Origin of the sequence: Lutimaribacter saemankumensis, from assembly GCF_900100005.1 — a bacterium.
In the GTDB taxonomy this organism is placed as follows: Bacteria; Pseudomonadota; Alphaproteobacteria; order Rhodobacterales; family Rhodobacteraceae; genus Lutimaribacter; species Lutimaribacter saemankumensis.
The window spans coordinates 695,152-715,287 of sequence record NZ_FNEB01000001.1 but is presented as its reverse complement, the minus strand read 5'-3'; the positions used below and the strand labels follow the sequence as shown (position 1 = coordinate 715,287).

At 60.9% G+C, this 20,136-nt stretch carries 24 protein-coding genes, 1 tRNA gene and 1 pseudogene; 13 read left to right on the top strand and 13 right to left on the bottom strand.

What is annotated here, in order from left to right:
* The first annotated feature begins 66 nt into the window (after positions 1–66).
* From BLT50_RS03535 to BLT50_RS03520, 4 genes are read left to right on the top strand one after another with little or no spacing between them, the layout of a single operon-like run.
* Positions 67–435 carry a response regulator transcription factor gene (locus BLT50_RS03535; protein ID WP_090026488.1) on the top strand — a complete coding sequence of 123 codons (369 nt, stop codon included), beginning with the start codon at positions 67–69 and terminating at the stop codon, positions 433–435.
* The gene (locus BLT50_RS03530) at positions 432–710 is read left to right on the top strand and encodes a hypothetical protein (RefSeq protein ID WP_090026486.1); all 279 of its coding nucleotides are present in this window, start codon (positions 432–434) and stop codon (positions 708–710) included. The genes BLT50_RS03535 and BLT50_RS03530 overlap by 4 nt, the downstream gene beginning before the upstream one ends.
* Positions 707–3,394, top strand: a complete 2,688-nt coding sequence (locus BLT50_RS03525) for an ATP-binding protein (RefSeq protein ID WP_090026484.1) — start codon at positions 707–709, stop codon at positions 3,392–3,394. The genes BLT50_RS03530 and BLT50_RS03525 overlap by 4 nt, the downstream gene beginning before the upstream one ends.
* 21 nt (positions 3,395–3,415) lie before the next feature.
* Positions 3,416–4,561, top strand: a complete 1,146-nt coding sequence (locus tag BLT50_RS03520) for a FliM/FliN family flagellar motor C-terminal domain-containing protein (RefSeq protein ID WP_139170464.1) — start codon at positions 3,416–3,418, stop codon at positions 4,559–4,561.
* A gap of 11 nt (positions 4,562–4,572) precedes the next feature.
* Here BLT50_RS03520 and BLT50_RS03515 read toward each other — a convergent pair whose 3' ends face one another.
* From BLT50_RS03515 to BLT50_RS03500, 4 genes are all read right to left on the bottom strand, one after another.
* Positions 4,573–5,007, bottom strand: a complete 435-nt coding sequence (locus BLT50_RS03515; RefSeq protein ID WP_090026480.1) for a protein tyrosine phosphatase family protein — start codon at positions 5,005–5,007, stop codon at positions 4,573–4,575.
* A gap of 9 nt (positions 5,008–5,016) precedes the next feature.
* On the bottom strand, positions 5,017–5,451 hold the full coding sequence (locus tag BLT50_RS03510; RefSeq protein ID WP_090026478.1) for a YeeE/YedE family protein: 435 nt from the start codon (positions 5,449–5,451) through the stop codon (positions 5,017–5,019).
* Positions 5,451–5,876 (bottom strand): YeeE/YedE family protein, encoded by a 426-nt coding sequence (locus BLT50_RS03505; protein ID WP_090026476.1) that lies wholly within the window; start codon positions 5,874–5,876, stop codon positions 5,451–5,453. Before BLT50_RS03505 ends, BLT50_RS03510 begins: the two co-directional genes overlap by 1 nt.
* A gap of 97 nt (positions 5,877–5,973) precedes the next feature.
* The gene (locus BLT50_RS03500) at positions 5,974–6,837 is read right to left on the bottom strand and encodes an MBL fold metallo-hydrolase (RefSeq protein ID WP_090027064.1); all 864 of its coding nucleotides are present in this window, start codon (positions 6,835–6,837) and stop codon (positions 5,974–5,976) included.
* 129 nt (positions 6,838–6,966) lie between these two features.
* Between BLT50_RS03500 and BLT50_RS03495 the strand changes: the two genes are divergently transcribed.
* From BLT50_RS03495 to BLT50_RS03485, 3 genes are all read left to right on the top strand, one after another.
* The gene (locus BLT50_RS03495) at positions 6,967–7,293 is read left to right on the top strand and encodes a TraR/DksA family transcriptional regulator (protein ID WP_090026474.1); all 327 of its coding nucleotides are present in this window, start codon (positions 6,967–6,969) and stop codon (positions 7,291–7,293) included.
* Positions 7,294–7,306: 13 nt separating this feature from the next.
* Positions 7,307–7,540 (top strand): hypothetical protein, encoded by a 234-nt coding sequence (locus BLT50_RS03490; RefSeq protein ID WP_090026472.1) that lies wholly within the window; start codon positions 7,307–7,309, stop codon positions 7,538–7,540.
* A 139-nt stretch (positions 7,541–7,679) separates the two neighbouring features.
* Positions 7,680–9,755 carry a 3-hydroxyacyl-CoA dehydrogenase NAD-binding domain-containing protein gene (locus BLT50_RS03485; RefSeq protein WP_175491383.1) on the top strand — a complete coding sequence of 692 codons (2,076 nt, stop codon included), beginning with the start codon at positions 7,680–7,682 and terminating at the stop codon, positions 9,753–9,755.
* 19 nt (positions 9,756–9,774) lie between these two features.
* Here BLT50_RS03485 and BLT50_RS03480 read toward each other — a convergent pair whose 3' ends face one another.
* Positions 9,775–9,990 carry a hypothetical protein gene (locus tag BLT50_RS03480; protein WP_090027062.1) on the bottom strand — a complete coding sequence of 72 codons (216 nt, stop codon included), beginning with the start codon at positions 9,988–9,990 and terminating at the stop codon, positions 9,775–9,777.
* A gap of 144 nt (positions 9,991–10,134) precedes the next feature.
* On the opposite strand from BLT50_RS03480, the gene BLT50_RS03475 reads away from it, so the two are divergent.
* On the top strand, positions 10,135–10,404 hold the full coding sequence (locus BLT50_RS03475; protein WP_090026468.1) for a DUF2312 domain-containing protein: 270 nt from the start codon (positions 10,135–10,137) through the stop codon (positions 10,402–10,404).
* Positions 10,405–10,417: 13 nt separating this feature from the next.
* Here BLT50_RS03475 and BLT50_RS03470 read toward each other — a convergent pair whose 3' ends face one another.
* Positions 10,418–11,293, bottom strand: a complete 876-nt coding sequence (locus BLT50_RS03470) for a hypothetical protein (protein WP_090026466.1) — start codon at positions 11,291–11,293, stop codon at positions 10,418–10,420.
* A gap of 86 nt (positions 11,294–11,379) precedes the next feature.
* On the opposite strand from BLT50_RS03470, the gene BLT50_RS03465 reads away from it, so the two are divergent.
* From BLT50_RS03465 to BLT50_RS03455, 3 genes are all read left to right on the top strand, one after another.
* The gene (locus BLT50_RS03465) at positions 11,380–13,038 is read left to right on the top strand and encodes an ABC transporter permease (protein WP_090026464.1); all 1,659 of its coding nucleotides are present in this window, start codon (positions 11,380–11,382) and stop codon (positions 13,036–13,038) included.
* Positions 13,039–13,087: 49 nt separating this feature from the next.
* A tRNA-Thr gene (locus BLT50_RS03460) sits at positions 13,088–13,163 on the top strand.
* A 473-nt stretch (positions 13,164–13,636) separates the two neighbouring features.
* Entirely contained in the window at positions 13,637–14,146 is a 510-nt protein-coding gene (locus BLT50_RS03455) for a VPLPA-CTERM sorting domain-containing protein (RefSeq protein WP_090026462.1), read from the top strand.
* A 131-nt stretch (positions 14,147–14,277) separates the two neighbouring features.
* Here the strand turns inward: BLT50_RS03455 and BLT50_RS03450 are convergent, their stop codons facing one another.
* Positions 14,278–14,463, bottom strand: a complete 186-nt coding sequence (locus BLT50_RS03450) for a helix-turn-helix transcriptional regulator (protein WP_175491382.1) — start codon at positions 14,461–14,463, stop codon at positions 14,278–14,280.
* Between the two features lie 259 nt (positions 14,464–14,722).
* Here BLT50_RS03450 and BLT50_RS18955 point away from each other — a divergent pair, with 259 nt between their 5' ends.
* A complete protein-coding gene (locus BLT50_RS18955; protein WP_139170463.1) occupies positions 14,723–15,445 on the top strand; it encodes a hypothetical protein in 723 nt (240 codons plus the stop codon).
* Positions 15,446–15,714: 269 nt separating this feature from the next.
* On the opposite strand, the gene BLT50_RS03445 is transcribed toward BLT50_RS18955, so the two are convergent.
* The 4 genes from BLT50_RS03445 to BLT50_RS03425 form a co-directional block, all read right to left on the bottom strand.
* Positions 15,715–16,266 (bottom strand): VPLPA-CTERM sorting domain-containing protein, encoded by a 552-nt coding sequence (locus tag BLT50_RS03445; protein WP_175491381.1) that lies wholly within the window; start codon positions 16,264–16,266, stop codon positions 15,715–15,717.
* A 161-nt stretch (positions 16,267–16,427) separates the two neighbouring features.
* A complete protein-coding gene (locus BLT50_RS03440; protein ID WP_090026456.1) occupies positions 16,428–16,823 on the bottom strand; it encodes a helix-turn-helix domain-containing protein in 396 nt (131 codons plus the stop codon).
* A 260-nt stretch (positions 16,824–17,083) separates the two neighbouring features.
* Positions 17,084–17,368, bottom strand: coding sequence for a hypothetical protein (locus BLT50_RS03430; RefSeq protein WP_090026453.1), 285 nt, complete (start codon positions 17,366–17,368; stop codon positions 17,084–17,086).
* Between the two features lie 109 nt (positions 17,369–17,477).
* Positions 17,478–17,648 carry a helix-turn-helix transcriptional regulator gene (locus BLT50_RS03425; RefSeq protein ID WP_090027060.1) on the bottom strand — a complete coding sequence of 57 codons (171 nt, stop codon included), beginning with the start codon at positions 17,646–17,648 and terminating at the stop codon, positions 17,478–17,480.
* A 110-nt stretch (positions 17,649–17,758) separates the two neighbouring features.
* On the opposite strand from BLT50_RS03425, the pseudogene BLT50_RS03420 reads away from it, so the two are divergent.
* Positions 17,759–17,911 (top strand): annotated as a pseudogene (locus BLT50_RS03420) (IS3 family transposase); the annotation flags it as partial.
* A 202-nt stretch (positions 17,912–18,113) separates the two neighbouring features.
* Here BLT50_RS03420 and BLT50_RS03415 read toward each other — a convergent pair.
* Both BLT50_RS03415 and BLT50_RS19210 read right to left on the bottom strand, forming a co-directional pair.
* A complete protein-coding gene (locus BLT50_RS03415) occupies positions 18,114–19,013 on the bottom strand; it encodes a peptidoglycan-binding domain-containing protein (RefSeq protein ID WP_090026451.1) in 900 nt (299 codons plus the stop codon).
* A gap of 135 nt (positions 19,014–19,148) precedes the next feature.
* Positions 19,149–19,991, bottom strand: coding sequence for a hypothetical protein (locus BLT50_RS19210; protein WP_175491380.1), 843 nt, complete (start codon positions 19,989–19,991; stop codon positions 19,149–19,151).
* Positions 19,992–20,136 lie beyond the last annotated feature (145 nt).

Sequence of the window (20,136 nt, the reverse complement as noted above, 5' to 3'; positions counted from 1 at the left end):
GGCGCGCATCGCGTTTAACTGCGGGAAAACAAGTCGCTCAATGCGCATTAGGGAGGGAACGATGGCATGGGCAAACATGTCCTTGTGATCGAGGATGAACCGAACATCATCGAGGCGATCAGCTTTATCCTCAGCCGTGACGGCTGGACGGTGGATACACATTCCAACGGGCATGACGCGGTCGATGTGGTTCTGTCGAAGACGCCGGACCTGGTGATCCTGGACGTGATGCTGCCGGGGCGGTCGGGATATGACATCCTGACCGATCTGCGCGAACGGCCGGAAACCGCGGGCTTGCCCGTACTCATGCTGACCGCGCGCGGTCAGAACAAGGATCGCGAAATGGCCGAGCGGTTGGGGGCCAGCCGGTTCATGACCAAGCCGTTTTCCAACGCCGATGTGCTGGAGGCGTTGCGCGAACTGGTGCCGGCATGAACGAAAAGCCCGTACCGCTGTTTCTGGAGCGGCGCAGCTATCGCCAGCGCCGCCTGATGGATGCGGCGCGGTTGCTGCCTTTGCTGGCGGCGGTGCTTTGGGGTGTCCCGCTGCTGTGGCCGCGCGGTGGCACGGAAGGCGCGGTGTCGATGTCGACGGCGATCCTTTACCTGTTCGGCGTCTGGGTCGTCCTGGCGGTCCTGGCGTTTCTGATTTCACGCAAGCTTGCCGATGACGGCGAAGGTGCGCCCGGCGATGGAGAGGGCGGACAGTGACGGCGACGCTGAACCTGCTGGTCGTCGTGTGCCTCGGTTATGTCGCGTTTCTGTTCCTCGTGGCGTTCGCCGCCGAGCGGGCGGCCTTGCGGGGGCGTGGCGGGTGGTTGCGTTCGCCCATCGTCTATACCTTGTCGCTGTCGATCTATTGCACGGCCTGGACATTCTACGGGGCGGTCGGATACGCCGCGCGGTCGGGGTTGGAGTTCCTCACGATTTATCTCGGCCCGACGATCGTGATGGTCGGATGGTGGTGGGGGCTGCGCAAGCTTGTCCGCATCGGCCGCACCCAGCGCGTGACGTCGGTGGCCGACCTGATTTCGTCACGCTACGGGAAATCCACGTTGCTGGCGGTTTTCGTCACGCTGATCGCCGTGATCGGCACCACACCTTATATCGCGCTGCAGCTGCAGTCGGTGACAGCGTCCTTCGCCAGCATCGCACAGGCCGACCCCAACGCCGCGCCGCTGGAAGATACACGGCAGATCGCGCTTTCGGTGGCTGTGGGCCTTGCCCTGTTCACCATCCTTTTCGGAACGCGGAACCTGGATGCGAACGAACGCCACCACGGCGTGGTGATGGCGATCGCGGTCGAGGCGGTGGTCAAGCTGTTCGCGCTCATGGCGGTCGGGGTTTTCGTGGTATGGGGGCTTGGCGGCGGCGTCGGCGCGACGCTGGCCCGGATCGATGCCAGCGCGCTGGATCACTGGCAGGTGGACGGCACGCGATGGGCGGGGCTGACGTTCCTTTCGGCGGCGGCCTTTCTGACGCTGCCGCGCATGTTCCAGGTGCTGGTGGTGGAAAACGACGACGAACAGCACCTGCGCACGGCAAGCTGGGCCTTTCCGGTCTATCTGCTTCTGATCAGCCTTTTCGTGGTGCCGATTGCGGTGGTCGGGCTGGAAATCATGCCCGCGGGCGCCAATCCCGACCAGTTTGTCCTGACCGTGCCGCTGGCGCAAGGGCAGGATACGCTGGCGATGCTGAGTTTCCTTGGCGGTTTTTCCAGCGCCACGTCAATGGTGATCGTGGCCGCGATCGCGCTGGCGACCATGGTGTCGAACCACATCGTCATGCCGATCTGGCTGAACCTGACAGGCGGCGGGGCTGTCATGTCGGGCGATGTGCGCAACGTGGTGATCATGGCGCGGCGCGTGTCGATCGCGGGGGTTCTGGGGCTTGGCTATGTCTATTACCAGATGTCGGGCGGCGGCGCTGCGCTTGCGGCGATCGGCCTTGTGTCCTTTGCCGGTGTGGCGCAGTTCCTGCCGGCGCTGATGGGCGGGATATTCTGGCGCGGTGCGACGCGGGTTGGCGCGTTGGTGGGGCTGAGCCTGGGCTTCGTCCTTTGGGTGTGGTGCCTGCTGTTGCCGAGTTTCGGTGCGGGCGTCGTGATCCCCGAGGCGGTGATGGCGCAGGGGCCACTAGGCATCGGCTGGCTGCGCCCGCAGGCGCTGTTCGGAATCGAGGGGATCGACCCGCTGGTGCATGCGATCTTTTGGTCGATGCTGTTCAACACCGGCGGGTTCATCGTGGCCTCGCTGCTGAGTTTTCCCACGCCGCTGGAGCGGCTGCAGGGGGCGCAGTTCGTCAACGTGTTCCAGCATTCTGCGCGTCCGCAGAACTGGGCCGGCGGCACCGCCCAGAGCGAAGACCTGATGGTGATGGCGCAACGTATCCTAGGGCCCGGCGAGGCGCAGGCCCTGTTCCAGGACGAGGCGCAGCGCCAGGGCCTTGTCGGCTACCTTCCCGAACCGACGCCGGATTTCCTGGCCTTGCTGGAACGCGAAATGTCGGGTTCGGTCGGGGCGGCGACGGCCCATGCGATGGTGGGGCAGATCATGGGCGCGGCGACCGTGTCGGTCGAAGACCTGCTGGCCGTGGCCGACGAGACCGCGCAGATGATGGAATATTCCAGCCAGCTTGAAACCAAGTCCGAAGAACTGGCCCGCACGGCCAGGCAATTGCGCGCGGCCAACGAAAAGCTGACGCAGATTTCGGTTCAGAAGGACGCGTTCCTGTCGCAGATCAGCCATGAGTTGCGGACGCCGATGACATCGATCCGTGCCTTTTCCGAGATCCTGCGCGACGGTGGCGCGCTCGACCCGGAGGCTCAGGCCAAATACGCGGGCATCATCCATGACGAGGCGATCCGGCTGACGCGGCTTCTCGACGATCTGCTGGATCTCAGCGTGCTGGAGAACGGGCAGGTGAACCTGAACATCCGAACCGGCGTGCTGGCCGAGGTCATCGACCATGCGGTCGCGGCTACCGGGGTCGAGCATGGACCGCTCAAGCTTCATCGGCGGCGCGCGAATGAAGAGGTCATGCTTGAGACCGACATGGACCGGCTGGCGCAGGTCTTCATCAACCTGATCGCGAACGCGCAGAAATATTGCGACGCCGAGGCGCCGGAGCTTACGATTGCCGTCGGGTCGCGGGACGGGCAGTTGCTGGTCGATTTCATCGACAACGGGTCGGGTATTCCGCGGCAGGCACAATCTGTCGTGTTCGAAAAGTTCAGCCGCGTGAGCGACCAGAAAGCCGGGGGTGCGGGACTGGGTCTTGCCATCTGCCGCGAAATCATGGCGCGGCTCGACGGGACGATCTCGTACCTGCCGGGGCAGAGCGGCGCGGCCTTCCGGGTCACGCTGCCGCTTGCGCAGCGCCTTGCCGCGCAGTGACCGATCAATGAATTGGTAACCTTGCCACCGCTAAGGTGGCGCGACATCCGGTTCACGGTGGCGGAGGCGATGGAGCAGCCAGTTCGACAAACGGCTCTGCGCCGCAAGGCGCATGCGGCGCGTAACGCACACCACGCGCGCGCGATGTCGGCCGAACGCGCCATGCGGCTGGCATTGGAACGTTGTGCAAGCGGCGATCTGGGGTTCATGCTGTCGGTCGCCGGGGTCGAAACCGGTACCGAGATGGCCGAGGCGCTGGCCGCTGCCTTGCCCGACCCGGCGCTGATCCTCTTGCTGGACGGGCCTGACGGCGTGCCTGGCGCCATGATCCTGGACATGCAGATGACCGCCGCACTGATCGAGGCGCAGACGATCGGCCATGTTTCGGCGCGGCCAGCCACGGCGCGCAAACCCACCCGCACCGATGCCGCGATCGCCGTTCCGCTGGTTGACGGTGTGCTGTCGCGACTTGTTGCGCTTTTGCAGGATGCCGGCGCGTGGGCCACGGGGTTCGGGTTCGGCGCGATGATCGAGGACGGGCGCGCCCTGTCCCTAGCGCTGGGGACCGGTGGGTACCGGGTGTTTCGTGTCGGGTGCGACCTTGGCCCCGACCGGGCAGGGGAGGTGGTTCTTGCCTTGCCCGATCCGCCGGTGCCCGAGGACGTGACCGACGGGCCCGATGATGCCGCACCCGACCGGGCGGGGCGTCCGTTGCGTGACAGCCTGCTGGTGGCGCCGGCGCGGTTGGACGCGGTCTTGTGCCGGGTATCGCTGCCGCTGTCGCAACTGCGTGCGCTGCGGGAAGGAGAGGTCTTGCACCTGCCGGCTGGTGTTTTGTCGGACACCCGGCTGGAATCGGTGACCGGCCGCGAAGTCGCCCGGGCGACACTCGGCCAGATCCGCGGGCAGCGCGCCCTCAGGCTGCACGGGGGCATGTCGTCGAGGGCAGGGGCGGCAGACCGGGACAGCTCCGTGAGCCCATCAGTTGATGACGCGCCCGTTGCTCCGCCAGTGTCAGCGCCAGCGCAGGTCGACCGCGTCGATCCCGGCGCAGGCCTGCCCGACCTGTCCGAGTTCGACCTGCCGGACGATCAGGATGCGCCCCTGGCCGTCACAGGTACGCCGCTGGCAATAGGGAATGGGGGGGCAGATCCGGGCGGCGGCTGACGCCTGCCGGACTAGCCGTTCTGTTGCGCGCCGAACGCCTCGAGCGTGGGGCGCAGCTGGTCAAGCTGATACCCGGCCTGGCGCGTCGCGGCCAGAATGTCGTCGACATCCATCCGCCCGGCCTGGCCCAGCGACCATATGACCGAACACCGCGTCCCGCTGGCGCAATAGGCCAGCACCGGGCCGTCCGCGTCCTCGATCATCTGCCGCTGGCGCGCGATATTCTCGGGTGTCATCGTCTGATGCGTCAGTTCCAGGACGTGAAACGCCAGGCCTGCGGCCTCGGCCGCCTTCCGCATCTCATCCGCCTGCAGGGCAGGCGGATTCTCGATGTCGGGCCGGTTGCAGATCACCGTGGTGTAGCCCGCCGCCTTGATCGCGGGCAGATCACCCGGTTCGATTTGCGGCGCAACGGCGTAGCGGGGGGAAAGCGGTCGTATATCCATGCGTGCGATTTACGCCGTGGCGGGCTGCCTGTCCAGCATCCTGCGCACGGCCGGTGTCACGGCCATGCCAGCCAGCATCGCCAGGAAGAACACCCAATGCCCCACCCCGCCATAGCTGAGCGAGGCGACCGAAGGCCCGGGGCACAACCCGGCCAGCCCCCAGCCAAAACCGAACATGACCGACCCCAGGATCAGGTTGCGGTCGATGCGCTGCGGCGGCGCGGGTGGAAAGCTGCCGCCCAGGGCTGGGGTGCTGCGGCGATTGCGCAGAATCCAGGCGATTGCCATCGGGATCATGGCGCCGCCCATGACGAAGGCCAGTGTGGGATCCCAGTCGCCGAACACGTCGAGCCAGCCCTGCACCTTGGACGTGTCGGTCATGCCGGAAATGAACAGACCCGCACCGAACAGGCCGCCTGCGAAGAATGCGAAAAGGTTGCGCATCAGATCACCCCCAGAAGATGACGGAACAGGATCACGCCGATGCCACCGGCCATGATATACGCGATCGTCGCGACAAAGCCCCGCAGGCTCAGCCGCGACATCCCGCAGACCCCGTGCCCCGAGGTGCAGCCATTGGCGATGCGGGTGCCGACGCCCACCAGAAGGCCCGCGGCGATCAGCACCGCCCAATTGTCGGTCACATGGGTGTCGATGCTGCTGTAGACGGGGTAAATCACGATCGGAAGGAGGAACACCCCTGCCAGAAAGGCGATGCGTTCCCATTTCGTGTCGCGGCCCGAGCCGTCAACCAGCCCGCCGATGATGCCGCTGGCGCCCATGATCCGGCCATTGGCCAGCAGATACACGGCGCCTCCGGTGCCGATCAGCAACCCGCCGATCAGCCCCCAAATCCAGTCTTGTTCCATTTTGCGTTTCCTGTTGGTCCTGTAATGGTTCGTGTGGCCGGCATGCCGGCGTGTTCGCGCACGCGTCGTCCAATGCCGGCCACACGGGTGGCCCCGGTCAGAGCTTGTTGACCGGAACCTTCAGAAAGACATCGCCCTTTTCGTCGGCCGGCGGCATCTGGCCGGCGCGCATGTTCACCTGCAGCGACGGGATGATCAGCTTGGGCATGGCAAGCGTCGCATCGCGCGCGTCGCGCATCTCGACGAATTGCTCTTTCGATTTGCCTGCGCCGACATGGATGTTGCGGGCCTTCTGTTCGCCCACGGTGGTTTCCCATGCATACTCGTCGCGGCCCGGCGCCTTGTAGTCGTGGCCGACGAAGATGCGGGTGTCGTCGGGCAGCGTCAGGATTTTCTGGACCGAGTCGAACAGGGTTTCCGACGATCCGCCCGGGAAATCGCAGCGCGCGGTTCCGAAATCGGGCATGAACAGCGTGTCACCGACAAAGGCGGCATCGCCGATCACGTAGGTCAGGCAGGCGGGCGTGTGGCCCGGCGTGTGCAGGACGTCGCCGCGCAGTTGCCCGATGTGAAAGCTGTCGCCCTCGACGAACAGCTTGTCGAACTGGCTGCCGTCGCGCTGGAATTCGGTGCCTTCGTTGAACACCTTGCCGAACGTGTCCTGCACGATCTTGATGCGGTCGCCGATGCCGATCTTGCCGCCGACCTGCTCCTGGATGTAGGGCGCGGCGCTCAGATGGTCGGCGTGAACATGGGTTTCCAGCAGCCATTCCACCGTCAGGTCGTTGTCCTTGACGAACTTGACGACGGCATCGGCCGACTTTGTATCGGTGCGGCCCGACGAGTAGTCGAAATCCAGAACGCTGTCGATCACGGCACAGCTGCTGCCGGCGGGATCCTTCACCACATAGGAAATCGTGTTCGTGGCGTCGTCGAAAAAGGCGGTGACTTCGGGTTTCATGCTGGTGTCCTCCATTTCCGCAAACATATACGATTAGGCGAATATGTTTCAAGGGTTCTGGTTGACTTGTATCAAGGCATTGCGCCGCAGTGCATGCAATCATCATCTTGAACAAAAGGAGACACGCGCATGACCACGATAGACGACCGCCGCAAGGCCCTGTTGAATCGTCTGGCCGAGCTGGACAGCCGGCTGCACACGATCGAGGCCGAGCTGGACACCGAACATTCCAAGGACTGGGAAGAGGCTGCGGTCGAACATGAGGGCGACGAGGTGCTTGAGCATCTCGGGCAGGCTGGCCAGGACGAGATTCGCCGTATCCGCGCCGCCCTGCAAAGGATTCGCGATGGCGAATATGGCTATTGCGCGAAGTGCGGCGCCGAGATCGCGGCAGAGCGGCTTGACGTCTTGCCGGACACGCCGCTGTGCCGGGACTGCGCCGCCAGCGTCGGGTGAGGCGCGAAAGCAGATGGAGAAGCAGATCATGGTTAAGGATCCAAGGCTGGTGCCTATGATCGAAGAGTTGGAGCAGGCCGCGATGGCCTGCGCCCCGGAAGCCCGTGAAGAGGTGCGCAAGCGCCTGCATGACATGATCGCGCAGCTGCAGGCCGAAGGGCATCAAGTGCCGCAGCGCCTTCACGATATCGACGAGATGCTGACCGATGCCAGCGTCGAGGACCAGTTCGACAATATCCCCCTTTGAACAGTCCTGCCGCTTTCAGGTCGGGGGCTAGAAATTGTGGCGCGCCCTTTTGCATCATCTAGGGCTTGCGTTTGCCCCAGTGATTTCGGCAAAGTAACGCCAAGTCGGGGCAAGCGGGCGCGACCCGCGGGAGGTGCGTGTGGGACAGTCATCCGGGACGGTTCAAATCGACCGCAGGGGCGATATAGCCGTTGTTTCCCTCGACAACCCGCCCGCAAACCTGCTGAGCGCGCCGCTTCGGGCCGCATTGCTGGATGCGCTTGACGGGATTGCCGCCGATGACAGCCTGCACGGCGCCGTGATTTGCGGCAAGGGCGGGCTGTTTTCTCATGGTCTCGACCTCAAGGAGTTGGACGCGCCTTTCCAGGCCCCGACCCCGCGCGACCTGGCGGACAGGCTTGAGATGTTGGGCAAGCCCGTTGTGGCCGCCCTGATGGGGATGGCCACAGGGGCCGGGCTGGAACTGGCGCTGGCGGCAACAGCGCGCGTGGCGCATCCGGGCACACGCATCGCGATGGCCGATCTCGGGCTGGGACTGCCGCCCGGGGCAGGTGGCACGCAGCGCCTGCCACGCCTGATCGGCGCGAAAGCGGCGCTTGCCCTGGTCCTGTCGGCGCGCCCGGTTGCAGCGTCGGAAATCCCCGCTCTTTTCGATGATGCCGCCGCGACCGACCCCGTTGCCGCTGCCGTAGCTCTGGCGAAGGATCTTTCGGAAACGCCTCGTCCGCCGACCCGTGCGCGCCGCGACGGGTTCGGTGATCCGGCCGGCTACCAGGCCGAGATTTCGCGCCGCCGCAAGGAGGTGACCGCCAGCCCGGTGCCGGCAACCCGTGACGTGGTGGCTGCGGTCGAGGCGGCGCTGCTCTTGCCGTTCGAAGCCGGGCTTGCGCTGGAAGAGCAGGTGTTCGGCGATGCCGTTGTGTCGTCACAGTCGCGCGCGCTGCGCCATGTGACCCGCGCAGAGCGCCGGGCCGTCAACATGCCGGAAACCCAACCGGGGGCCGCCCGCCGTGTCGAAACGGTGGGCGTCGTCGGTGGCGGACCGACGGCCTGCGGCATCGCCAGCGTTTGCCTGGCCGCCGGCTTGCCGGTGATCCAGTTCGAACGCACCGATGACGCACTGGCCAAGACCCGCGAACGGATGACACGGGGAAGCGACGGCGCCCCCGTCAATCTTGCCGGTTGGCAGGGAACGACGTCGCTCGGTGATCTGTCGCAGGCCGACCTGATCGTCGAGGCGGTCGCCGACTTGTTGCACACCAAGGAACAGGTTTTCGCAGCACTGTCCGAAGTGGCCTCCGATGACGCCATCCTGGCCACCCAATCGGGGCTCTTGCCGATCGATCCCATAGCTGCGGCCGCGGCGCGTCCCGATCATGTGCTGGGGCTGCATTTCCATGCGCCGGTGGGTGCGTCGCGCCTGATCGAGGTTATCCCCGGCAAGCAGACGGATCCAAAGGCCGTGGCGACCGTCGCCGCGCTTGTGCGGGGCAAGCTGGGCCGGATTGCGGTGCGGGCGGGAACCGGTGGCGGCACGCTGCCCGAACGCATCAACGCGGCCGCGCGCGATGCCGGGCTTTCGATGCTTGGTATGGGCGTCCCGATCGAACGCATCGACCGGGTGATGGCGGAATGGGGGGTGCCGCAGGGGATCTTCCGGCAGATCGACATGATCGGCTGCGACATTGTTCTGACGCGCGGACGCCTGTTGGCACGGGCAGCCGGGTTTCCGACGGCGCATCTCGATGCCCTTGTGCGTCTGGTCGAGGCGGGGCGCAAGGGGCGTGCGTCAGGGCAGGGTTTCTATTTATGGGACGGGGCCGGGCACGCCCATGCCGACGACATGCTGGGCGAGATGCTGTTCGGGGCCGGGGCTGACAGGATGGCCATGTCCGAGGATGAAATCCGCCTGCGCGTGATCTCGGCCATGGCGAACGAAGGTGCGCGGATGCTGCGCGCCGGCTTTGCGCTGCGCCCGTCCGATATCGACGTGGCCTGCGTGCTGGGCACGCAGTTTCCGCGCTGGCGTGGTGGCCCTATGAAGGCGGCCGATCAGCTTGGCCTTTTCGACGTCCAGCGCGCGCTGACGCGGTTCGCGGTCGACTGGCCCGAGCTATACAGCCCAGATCCGGCTTTCGCGGCGCTTGTCAAGAATGGCGAAGACTTCGATGCGCTGAACAAGGTGGGCAAGAACCGCCGGCCAATCCCGGGCTAGGCGTTCGTCAACCGGCGCGTCAGCCCAGAGAGATCCCCAGGATCACCATCATGAGGCCCAGAACCGACAGCATCAGTGCGCCCATGTTCAACGGCACGACCTTTTGAACGACGGCGCGCAGCTCTTCGTCCGGCAGGCCGGATCTCTTCGCACGTGCCACACGCAGGATGCACCAGACCAGTCCGGCCAGCCCCAGAAGCGACACCACCGCCCCGATCCAGACAAGGATTTCCATCGCGTCATGTATCCTGTTTCGTTCCGTCTGCGCGCGGGTTAGCGCATTGCGCGCGGCGGCGCAACGCATCCGCCCTTGCGGGGGGCAGGGGCGGGCGCTAGGAAAGGGCCCCGGACATCCAGCAACGAGCAGGACAAAGACGCGATGATCGACGAGAATGACAAACAGGGCGATGCCACCTACCGCGTGACGGCCGATGAGCTGCGCCAGTTCATCGAACGCTTCGAGCGGCTGGAGATGGAGAAAAAGGACATCGCCGACCAGCAAAAGGAAGTCATGGCCGAAGCGAAGGCGCGCGGCTACGACACCAAGGTGATGCGCAAGGTCATCGCCCTGCGCAAGCGCGAACCGGACGACATCGCCGAAGAGGAAGCGGTGCTGGAGATGTACAAAAGCGCGCTGGGAATGGGCTGAGGGCCCCCGGCGTTCAGGGCGCCATAAGATTGACGCCCTGGATGCGTCCGATCTCGAACACGTCGTCGTCGTAGATATCGGACAGTTCGTTGACAAGGTCTTCCGTCCAGCCGGGCAGGTCCAGTTCTTCCTCGATTTCCTCTTCGATCGCGAACTTGTCGAGAAACGCCGCGATGACCCGGCGTTTCTGGATCTCGTTCATGTTCGGATACTTCTTGAGGTACTCGCGAAACCGCTTCATGCCGACCTTGGTCATGATGTCAGACAGCAGATCGAAGCCGCCGACGATCTTCTGATTGTGTTCGAGTGCCGCCATTTCACGGATGATCTGAGCCCAGATCAGGGGCGTATCCTCGTTGCACCAAACGGTGATCTGCAACCCCGGAACATGCTCGCGTATGCGTCGGACCAGTTCGGACCACCGCAGGTCGCGCGGATCGGCGCCCGCCATGAAATCCTCAAAGCTCATATCCGGCGAATTGGCATAGACCGCGGGCAGGAAACTGGCCGGGTTGCGGATGGCCAGGAACAGCTCAACCTCGTCGCGTTCGAAGATCCGGCACAGCTGCGCCAGCTTCAATTCGGCCCGGGGGTAGAACACCCTTTTCGATACGGCCAGTTTCGGAACGGAAAAGAAGTTCTCGTTGGAAAGCAAAAGCCGCTCGGGGTAGTCCTCTTCCAGGATTGCGTCCAGCAGCACCATCCGCGCATCCGGCGCCAGGTTGCCGGTGGACATCGCATTGATGGTATCGCGCAATAGCCGTCGATAGCGTGACGGACCGGGGACCGAGATACCGCGTTTGCGAAAATCGTCGCGGTTGCGCAAAAGGCATTTGATCAGCCGGTCATCGTCTGTGTTATGTGCGCCTGCATGTAGGACAACCTGCATGGGGTTTCCGGTTCTTATGGTCGTGACAGGGGCGCAATATACGCTCTTTTCTGGACAGTTAAACCGGTTTCGGGCAAGGGAATGGCATGACCGATACAGCCATCAATCCAACGCGCGCGCGACGCATTCTGCCGGGCGGCGGTGTCTGGTCCGCCGGGGCCGTTCTGATCGCGGCCGTCGTTCTGGCGCCAATCCTGTCGGTTCTTGTCATCGCGTTGACGCCCAAGGAAAACATCTGGCCGCACCTGATCTCGACGACCCTGCCCAGATATCTCGGCAACACGGCCGTGCTGATGCTGTCGGTCGGCATCCTGTCGGGGATGGTGGGCACCGGGGCCGCGTGGCTGATCACGCGGTACCGGTTCTTCTTGTCGCGCTGGCTGGAATGGTTGCTTTTGCTGCCGCTGGCGATCCCGGCCTATGTCGGGGCCTATGCGCTGGTCGATCTGCTGGAATACGCAGGGCCCGTGCAGACTGGGTTGCGCCAGGTGATGGGCTGGCAGAACGCGCGCGATTACTGGTTTCCCGAAATCCGGTCGATGGGCGCAGCCATCGTGGTGCTGACGGCGGCGCTTTACCCTTATGTCTATCTTTTGACCCGCGCGGCGTTCCGCGAACAATCGGGCGCCAGCGAAGAGGTCGCCATGAGCCTCGGGGCAGGACCGCTGGGCCGCTTTCTGCGCGTCGGCCTGCCGTTGGCGCGCCCGGCCATCGCCGCAGGCATGGCCATCGTGATGATGGAAACCGTGAACGATTTCGGCACGGTCGATTACTTTGCCGTGCAGACGCTGACCACCGGCATTTTCAGCGTCTGGCTGGAAAGCAACAATGCCGGAGGCGCGGCGCAGATCGCCAGCGTCGTGCTGGTTCTGGTGATCCTTCTTGTGACGCTCGAGAAGTTCAGCCGCCGCAGGCTGCGGTTCTTCAACATGTCCGGCCGCCACCGCCCGGTGCCGCGCCACCGGCTGACGGGGCTTGCCGGTACGCTGGCCTTTGCCGCGTGTTTCCTGCCTTTCGCGCTGGGCTTCGTTCTTCCGGCTTCGGTCATTACCTCGCACGCGCTGGGCAATGCCGACCGCTGGGCCGATCCCGAGCTTCTGCGCGCGCTCTGGAACACGCTCAGCGTCGGGGGTACGGCGGCTGTAGTGACTGTGCTGGCAGGTGTCTTCATGGTCTACGGCGTGCGGCTGTCGGGGCGCAACCTGCCAAGGCTGCTCTTGCCGCTGACGACGATCGGTTACGCCGCGCCCGGCGCCGTGCTGGGGGTCGGAATCCTGATCCCTCTGGCCAGCGTCGATCACGTTCTGGCCGATGGGGTCGAAGCGGCGACCGGCATAGATATCGGGCTGGTCCTGACCGGGTCGGCCTTTGCGCTTGTGCTGGCCTACGGGGTGCGGTTCTTCGCGATCGCGCAGGGCGCGGCGGATGCGGCGATGGGGCGCGTGTCGCCCAGCCTGCCGATGGCCGCCAGGTCGCTGGGGCGCACGCAGGGGCAGGTGCTGGGGCAGGTCTATTACCCGCTGATCCGCGCGTCTGTCGGTTCGGCGCTGCTGCTCGTGTTTGTGGATTGCGTCAAGGAGTTGCCTGCCACGCTGCTGCTGCGGCCTTTCAACTTCGACACCCTGGCCACGCGGGTGCATGACCAGGCCAGCCTCGAGAACCTCGGAGATGCCGCCCCGGCGGCCGTGCTGGTGATCCTCGTGGGGCTGGCTGCGGTGGGCCTGCTGGCACGGGCAAATCGCTGATCTTTCCCTCTTGCGCGGGCGCCCCGGTTTTCGTATTCCCGCCCGCAGTGCCCCTATAGCTCAGCTGGTAGAGCAACTGATTTGTAATCAGTAGGTCCGCGGTTCGAGTCCGTGTGGGGGCACCAGTTAATTCTTTAAATATTTGAATTAATTGAGCTATTTTATTTTATCCAAATCCAGTCCCCCCTGTCGTCCCCCTTTAATCTTTCGCAAGGCTTGGACTGACATAGGAATACTTTGCACGATGCAGACTGACTTTGGGGAGCAAAGTCCCAGTCTTATGGCTGCTCCAAAGCAGGCGAAATTCTGTGAGTTCTCTTCTGTTCAGCCCTTTGCGGCTCGTTGCTTATCTAGTGTTTCATCGTTTTGACTGTTGCCACAAAGCCCGCGCTCCAAGCTTGTTTCTAAAATTTGAACATTTGCGCTCCGAAAAGCGAAACAATGCCCGCTTTGGGGGGGGGGATTGTTTTGCTTATTCGGATAACTTTCTAGGGAAATGCATAATTCCCTGTGGAGGCTGAGAAATTTCTTTGGGAGGAATAAAAGGTAGGGTACCGTTGTTGATGCATAAGAAAAAATCTAGGGGGAAAATTACACCATGAAACTGAAAGCTCTTGCTGCAGCCGCGGCGCTCTTGGTGAGCGCGCCAGTTCATGCAGCGACAATCAACCATGTAATCTCCATGGGCACAACAGGTTCACCGAACCCAGCAGTCTTGGACATAACTCTTGATACCGATCTGCTTGCTACAGGTTCTGGCCAAAGCGCAGGATTGACAATCAACAGCATCAATTTCGCGGTTGATGGTTCGGTTCTTTACGAAAATCCCTTTGGCGTGAACACTATTCTTCTCTATGGGTCGATAGGTGGTGTTGCTGCGTCTTTTGGCACCAATGATTTCTACGTTCGCTTGGAGAACTTCGCCACTACATTCGCGACCGCTTGGGGCCCATCGATAGTTCAGGGGTCGTTTATCGATGATGGTTCGGCCAGTGTAACCTCTAGAGATATTAGCGGTGTTGTTCCATTGCCTGCAGGTGTAATATTCCTTGCGACTGGTATTGGTGCCTTAGGGTTGACTCGTCGGCGTAAGTCAAAGTTGACCTAGATCGACCTCTTAATACTATTCGAGTTGGGCGAGCTCATGCTCGCCCGATTTATTTGTGCGATTTAATGGCACGTCAATTTCAGAACTGTAACGTTGGGCTAACACATAATCCGCAGGCTTCCGCGCGCGTACTAGTCCGAAAATTCCCCACCTAAAACAGCAGCCATTTTTCCCGTTGCGTAGCCTTTCGAGTCCAGCACAGCGCGCATTTCCCAATAGCTGACTGCTTTTCTGTCGATGCCTGCGCGTTGGGCCAATTCTCTTTGGCTCCAGCCCAAGGCAATACGCGCCTGTTTCAAGTCGTTTCCTGTCTGCATCCTGCTGCTCCTATAAAACTGTCTGCTCTGAAACTCGAGCGTACACATAGACTTGCTGGTAATTCATTGGTTCAAAAATTGCTGAATTTTGACCGGATAGACCGGATTTGTTACTCTTCAACCTGAACCAGGGGGTAAAATATGAGGAATTCAAAATTTCATTTGCTGGCGTTGGCTTGTCTTTTTTTTTAACGTAGAACAGGCAAGCGCAGTTACTATCGACCTTTTTCACGGAAGCCCTACCACCATTCCCTTTATCGTGGGGCCGGGGGAAACTGCGACTCGATCCTTTGATGACCCGTCGGCGCTTGGTGGGCAGAGGGACGCGAAAATCGACGCAATCGACGGTATCGCTGAAGCGGATTTCGTGGATAATTCTCTTTCGCTAACTACCTTGCTGAAAGCCGGGTATCCCAGCCGCATGCAAAGCATAAGTACATGGACCTATGACCTGGACAACGGGCTGAATGGTGTACAGGGAGACTTGGGGGTGGACCTGACAGATGGCGGCATTTCAGATCGTTTCATTCTTCGTGGTGAAATGCTGTTCGGACAACGTCTCACGGACAATCCGTTCGTAAGGGACGTACCGTTTACTTTTGTTGCAAGAGCCTATGAAACAAATCCCTTAGAAGCGCTTTCAGGCGCTTCGAGCATTGATATTCCGCCAGTTTTGCAAAGCAATGACCCGACCCAGCCATTTACGCTTGAAGTCGCTTTCGCGGACTTGGTGGGTGGGGTAAATGTTGACCTGACCGACACTTCGGCGGTGCAGGCTACCTTTAGTTTCGCCGCTTCCAACTCTAGTTTTCGCATTTACGAATTTTGCACGGGCAACGCTTCCGGCTGTGTCGACTCCAAGTATCTTCCGCCTTCTGCGACTGTGCCGCTCCCGGCATCGTTTGTGTTTCTTGGTAGTGTGCTATTCGGAATTGGTTTCGTAGGCCGAAGAAAGTCGAGACAAACCGTACCCCATGGCTAAATGTATATATGGCACAACTATTGTGACGCCTTGCGGCGCTAATATGGCACAATTTTTGGGACGGTTTCGTCGTTCTGGGTTTCGCGCGGCGGGTCGAAAACACAATTATTGTGACGGTCAGGCACAATTTTTGTGACGGGCTTTTTTGTTCGATCCAGGTGCGGAATGCGAGGTTAGGCTGAACACCGTTACGGTTAAGCATTTTGCACGGCAGAAAAAACGGGGGCGCATTTGAGCACCCCCGTCCACTGATTTCTTTTAGGACTGTTTTAGGCCGCTTTGCGTTTGCGCCGTGCGATAAAGCCCAAACCGCCAAAGCATGTGATTAGAAGCGGCAGTGCTGCCGGGACTGGAACCGCCGCCAGCGACGCCGCGACGAAATTCGCTTTGGTGCCCGTTCCGACCAAGTTTGACCACAACAAGCTGCCTTCGCCCAAGTATGTTGTGGAAAATCCGCTGAAGGAGATGCTCTCTCCAACCGACGGAGCCCAGCCGGGCTCGGTAACATTTGCGCCAAACCCCAAAGTCGGGCCATTGTGGGCGCCGCCTGAAGACGTCGCAAGCCAGCCACTCGGGACCGAAGTGAAGAATGTGGCGCCTTCGGAGAAAGGAGATGCAGTGCTATTTGCATCACCGATAATAAACCAATCAAAGGTGTCACCAAGGTTCAAAGAACCGTCGTTGTTATCTGCGGTCAGCAAAAAGTTGTAAGCGTATCCGGCACCTTGTGCTTCAACGCTATATTCAAGATGCAGCGGCGTTGCATTCGCGCCTACTGGCGCAATCAACAAGGCGGCTGCTACCAAGCTCTTTAATTTCATTACTTTCTCCCTAGTCGAATAAAAAAACCCTACCATTCGGTCGAAATATTGCAACGCCTCCATTCGAACCAAACTGTTTTGATGCCTGTAATGCGGGTTTCGGCCAGGCCGCGTGTTCGCAAATTGCTTTAGTAAAAGCTTCACCGGTTGAATACAGAATTTTACTGGTTGGTCCTTTCCGTCCAGGTGCGGAACGCATGGTCTGCCTTTACGCCGTCGCAGGTCGGCATTTCGCAGAGCGCCCATTGCGCGGCCTTGCCGTAGCCTTCTGACCCCAGATGCGCGCCCTTGGTCATGCGGATAAAGCCGCGTTGTTCAAGCTCGCGGAAATATCCGCCTACCGTATTCTTATGCACGTTTATCGCCTCTGCGGCATCGCGGTGGCTTAGGTATATCTTGCCGTTGTTCGTGCCGTTGAAGCGGCGTTTCAGCTCGATGTAGAGCGCGCGAGGGCCGGGGGTGAGTGTGGCCCAAGCTTCGGTTTGCTGAAGCCACTCCTGGAGCTGGACATGACGCCCAGCTCCTTTCTTTTGATGCTTGTAGCGCTTAAGGCTCATTTGCGTCCCTTGTCGCCAAGCAGGGATAGCCACAGGCGAAAGGCGACCTTTGCATCGCCACAGCCGCCCAGAGACAGCCAAGCCGCCTGTGTGGCCCTCTCAGCGCTGCTACGGACGTATACCGTCCACTTGCCGCCCTCACGGTTTATCCGCGTTTCCTTAGTCGCCATGAGCGCCCCCATAGATAAGCTCTGCCAGCAGTCTCGCGCGTGTCTCAGAAAACCCGAATGCACGGCGCAGATAGGCGATACGTGCCTGCTTCATCCTTCACCCCCTTCAGCCAATGCACGGGCCGATCTGGGGAAGCGCAGGGCGGCTTTGTCGGAGCCTGGGGCCAGCGAATAATAGGCCACATGGTCAGGCCCTCGGTATTCCGTGACGATGGGCCAGCCAAACTCATGGCGCAGGCGGTGGATGATTGCCCCCAATCGCCAGCCGCGAACCTCGCGGATTTCGGTTTTGTGTGAGATTGCGCGGCCTTCCAGCAGCGCCTTGCAGGTCCAGTAGACCTGGGTGGCACCAGAGTACCATTTTTGTCGTGTCATAAGTCACCTTTCATTGAAGTTGAAAGGCGCTGGGCGTATAGTCGCGGAGTTCTTTCCAGGAACACGACTACCCCCAGCGCCACGGTTTCCCGATGGTCGGGGGTAGTTCTCATTCAGCCAACGCTTCGAGCGCGGCATCTATGTCGGATTCCTTCCAGTACACGCGAGAGCCAAACTTAATCGGTTGTGGCAGTCGACCGAGTTCCAGGTCTCGATAGAGCGAACTGCGGCTTCTGCCGCCAAGTTTCTCTTGCAGATCGCGGAAAGTTATATAGCGCATGGGGCACCTCATTGTTTCAAGGTGCCTCCCATTATTCACACAAATCGAACCTTGTGAGCCTCCCCAACTGAACTGGTCCACCACTATGTTTAGGAAACGGAGGACCGAGAATGGCAAACAGGCGACCCAAGCCCGAAGAGATTGTCTCGAAGTTACGACAGGTTGAGGTGCTGATGGGACAGGGCATGTCCCGTCTCGACGCGATCCGACAGATCGGCGTTGTTGAACAGACGTACTATCGCTGGCGCAAGCAGTATACCGGAAGCATAGATTCGACCTTCATGGCCCAGAACGGCCATTGATTTTGTCACAGCAAACATCGGCTTCGATCCCAAGACGCCCCCTCAACGGGACGAGGGGCAGGTCCATTTCTTGATCGTCAGCTACACGGCACCACGGTCGTGCCAAACACTGTTAATCCGGCAAATCAGGGTTTTTCTGCTCGAGCTGAATTGAGTTTTCAGCTTACCGATATTCATCTTTGCAGACTTTTATTCCCAGAACCCCAATGCGACGACAAACCCGCACGCGCGTTTTTCGTTCCTCGGCACCCGGATTTGTGGATTGGTACGCGTCATACTTGGCTTGGCTTTGAGCATTCAAAGCCAACAACTGAATCGCGTTCAGGTGCCCGCTGACCGGGAACCCCTTGTCTTCTTGCCAAGAAGTAATCGCGTTGCGACTGTTTTTTCCGAAAACGCCGTCGACACCCCCCGGATCAAAGTCCAACAGCTTCAGACGGCGCTGGATCTCGACACGGGCGGATCTATCGAGAGAGAGCGCATCTTCAGACGCCTGGCTCGCGGTGCTATGCACGACCCGTTTGGCCACTTGGACAGACGGTTTTTGTTCAGGCTCGGCTTTAGACAAGTCTTTCACGGAGTCGATGCCGGTGTCTGCGATCGTGGCTCTGAAAGTGCCTCGTGTTCCGCCTACGGTAAAAGGCGCACAGTTTTCCAGCGCGAGCAGACCACCCAGATAAAGGCGTCGAACATCGGGCGTCTTGTCTGGATCGTCGGTAAGCTGCGGGATGCCCACAAGTTCGCCCTGTTCATCAAGGGTGAATGCGAGTGTCACTTCGGTGTCTGGAGAAACCTTTTCGGGGTAGTCAAAGCACTCTCCAAGCGCCGTTTTCAGCTTTCCTTCGATTTCGGAAACACCGGTAGGTTCAAGGTCTTCAGGGCTTTTACCATCGCCCGGCGACTTGGTTACTGTCCGGCTATTACCGGTATCGGGCACAGTTTCAGCCTTGGCAGCGGTTGGACCGGAACCCCACGCCCCCCACGAAAGCACTAAGACTGCAGCAGCCAGCACGGCCAAGGCGGATAGTAGAACCGCAGAAAGAAATTTTCCTTGTCGAAGCACCTAAGCCGTTCCCGTAGCGTCTTTACCGCTTCATTCCGAAAGTGGGTTTTTCCCGGAAGAAATATCAGTCGGCGAATTTCAATGCGCACCGTTCATGATTTTCTCGCTTTGCAAGAGCTCTTCACCGAGATTGAGTTATTTGCCGGCCAGTTGACCATGGAACGCACTAAGCGCCTCTTCGGACAGGCTGCCAAGGCCAAGTGCTGCGCTCATGTCATCGACAGCGGTTTCTGCTTCTGCAACCGCTTCTTCCGCTGCCACTGCTGCCTCTTCGGCCTCGGCCATCGCGGCTTCTGCATCCGCCAACTCTGCTTGAGCTTCTGCAAGGCTCGCCTCTGCTTCGGCTGCGGCGGTTTCGTCTGCGGCAGTATCGACGGCCTCTTGCGCCTCTGCTACGGCCGCCTCGGCTTCGCTTATGGATGCCTGGGCCGCCGAGATAGCGGTATTGGCCTCCTCCTGGGCAATTTGTGCTTCTGACAAGCTGCTCAGAGAGTCGCTATACTGGGCAATCTGGCCAACCATACTGTTGGGCGCCGCATTTGCGAAGGCTGTTGCACTGGCATTCACGGCATTGAGCCCTTTCATCCCAGACGCGATGGATCCTTTCCCCGGGTTTGCAGAATTGTGGCCCTTCGCGTTTGACTTGCCTTTTGCATTCGCGCTTTTGCCTTTCATAGACTGGCTTGAAGACCCTTTCGCGTGGCCATTTGCGTTGCCCAGCCCATGTCCGCCGCCGTGTTGACCGCTGTGCCCGACCCCATGGCCCCCGCCTTTGCCGCCACCATGACCGCCAGCATTGCCTCCAGCGTTGCTAGCGCCATTGCCGCCGCCGTTGCCACCTCCGTTGCCGCCGCCGTTGCCGCCACCGCCACCGTTGCCCTTGGCAGAAATTTCCGTCGCAATCATCGACAAACTTGCCGCAAAACTCAGGGTCAATACTGCAAAGGCAATTGTTGATGCTTTCAGAAGGTTGGTCATGTCTCTGGTTCCGCGACTGTTCCAAGGCTTAAGAAAACTAGTTAACAACGGAGGCCAAATTGTGGCGATGCCGCTCTAACCCGCCAAGCGGGCTTACAAGCTGACCAGCCGGCTACAATGCATCGAACGGCAGTTTTGTCCCGCA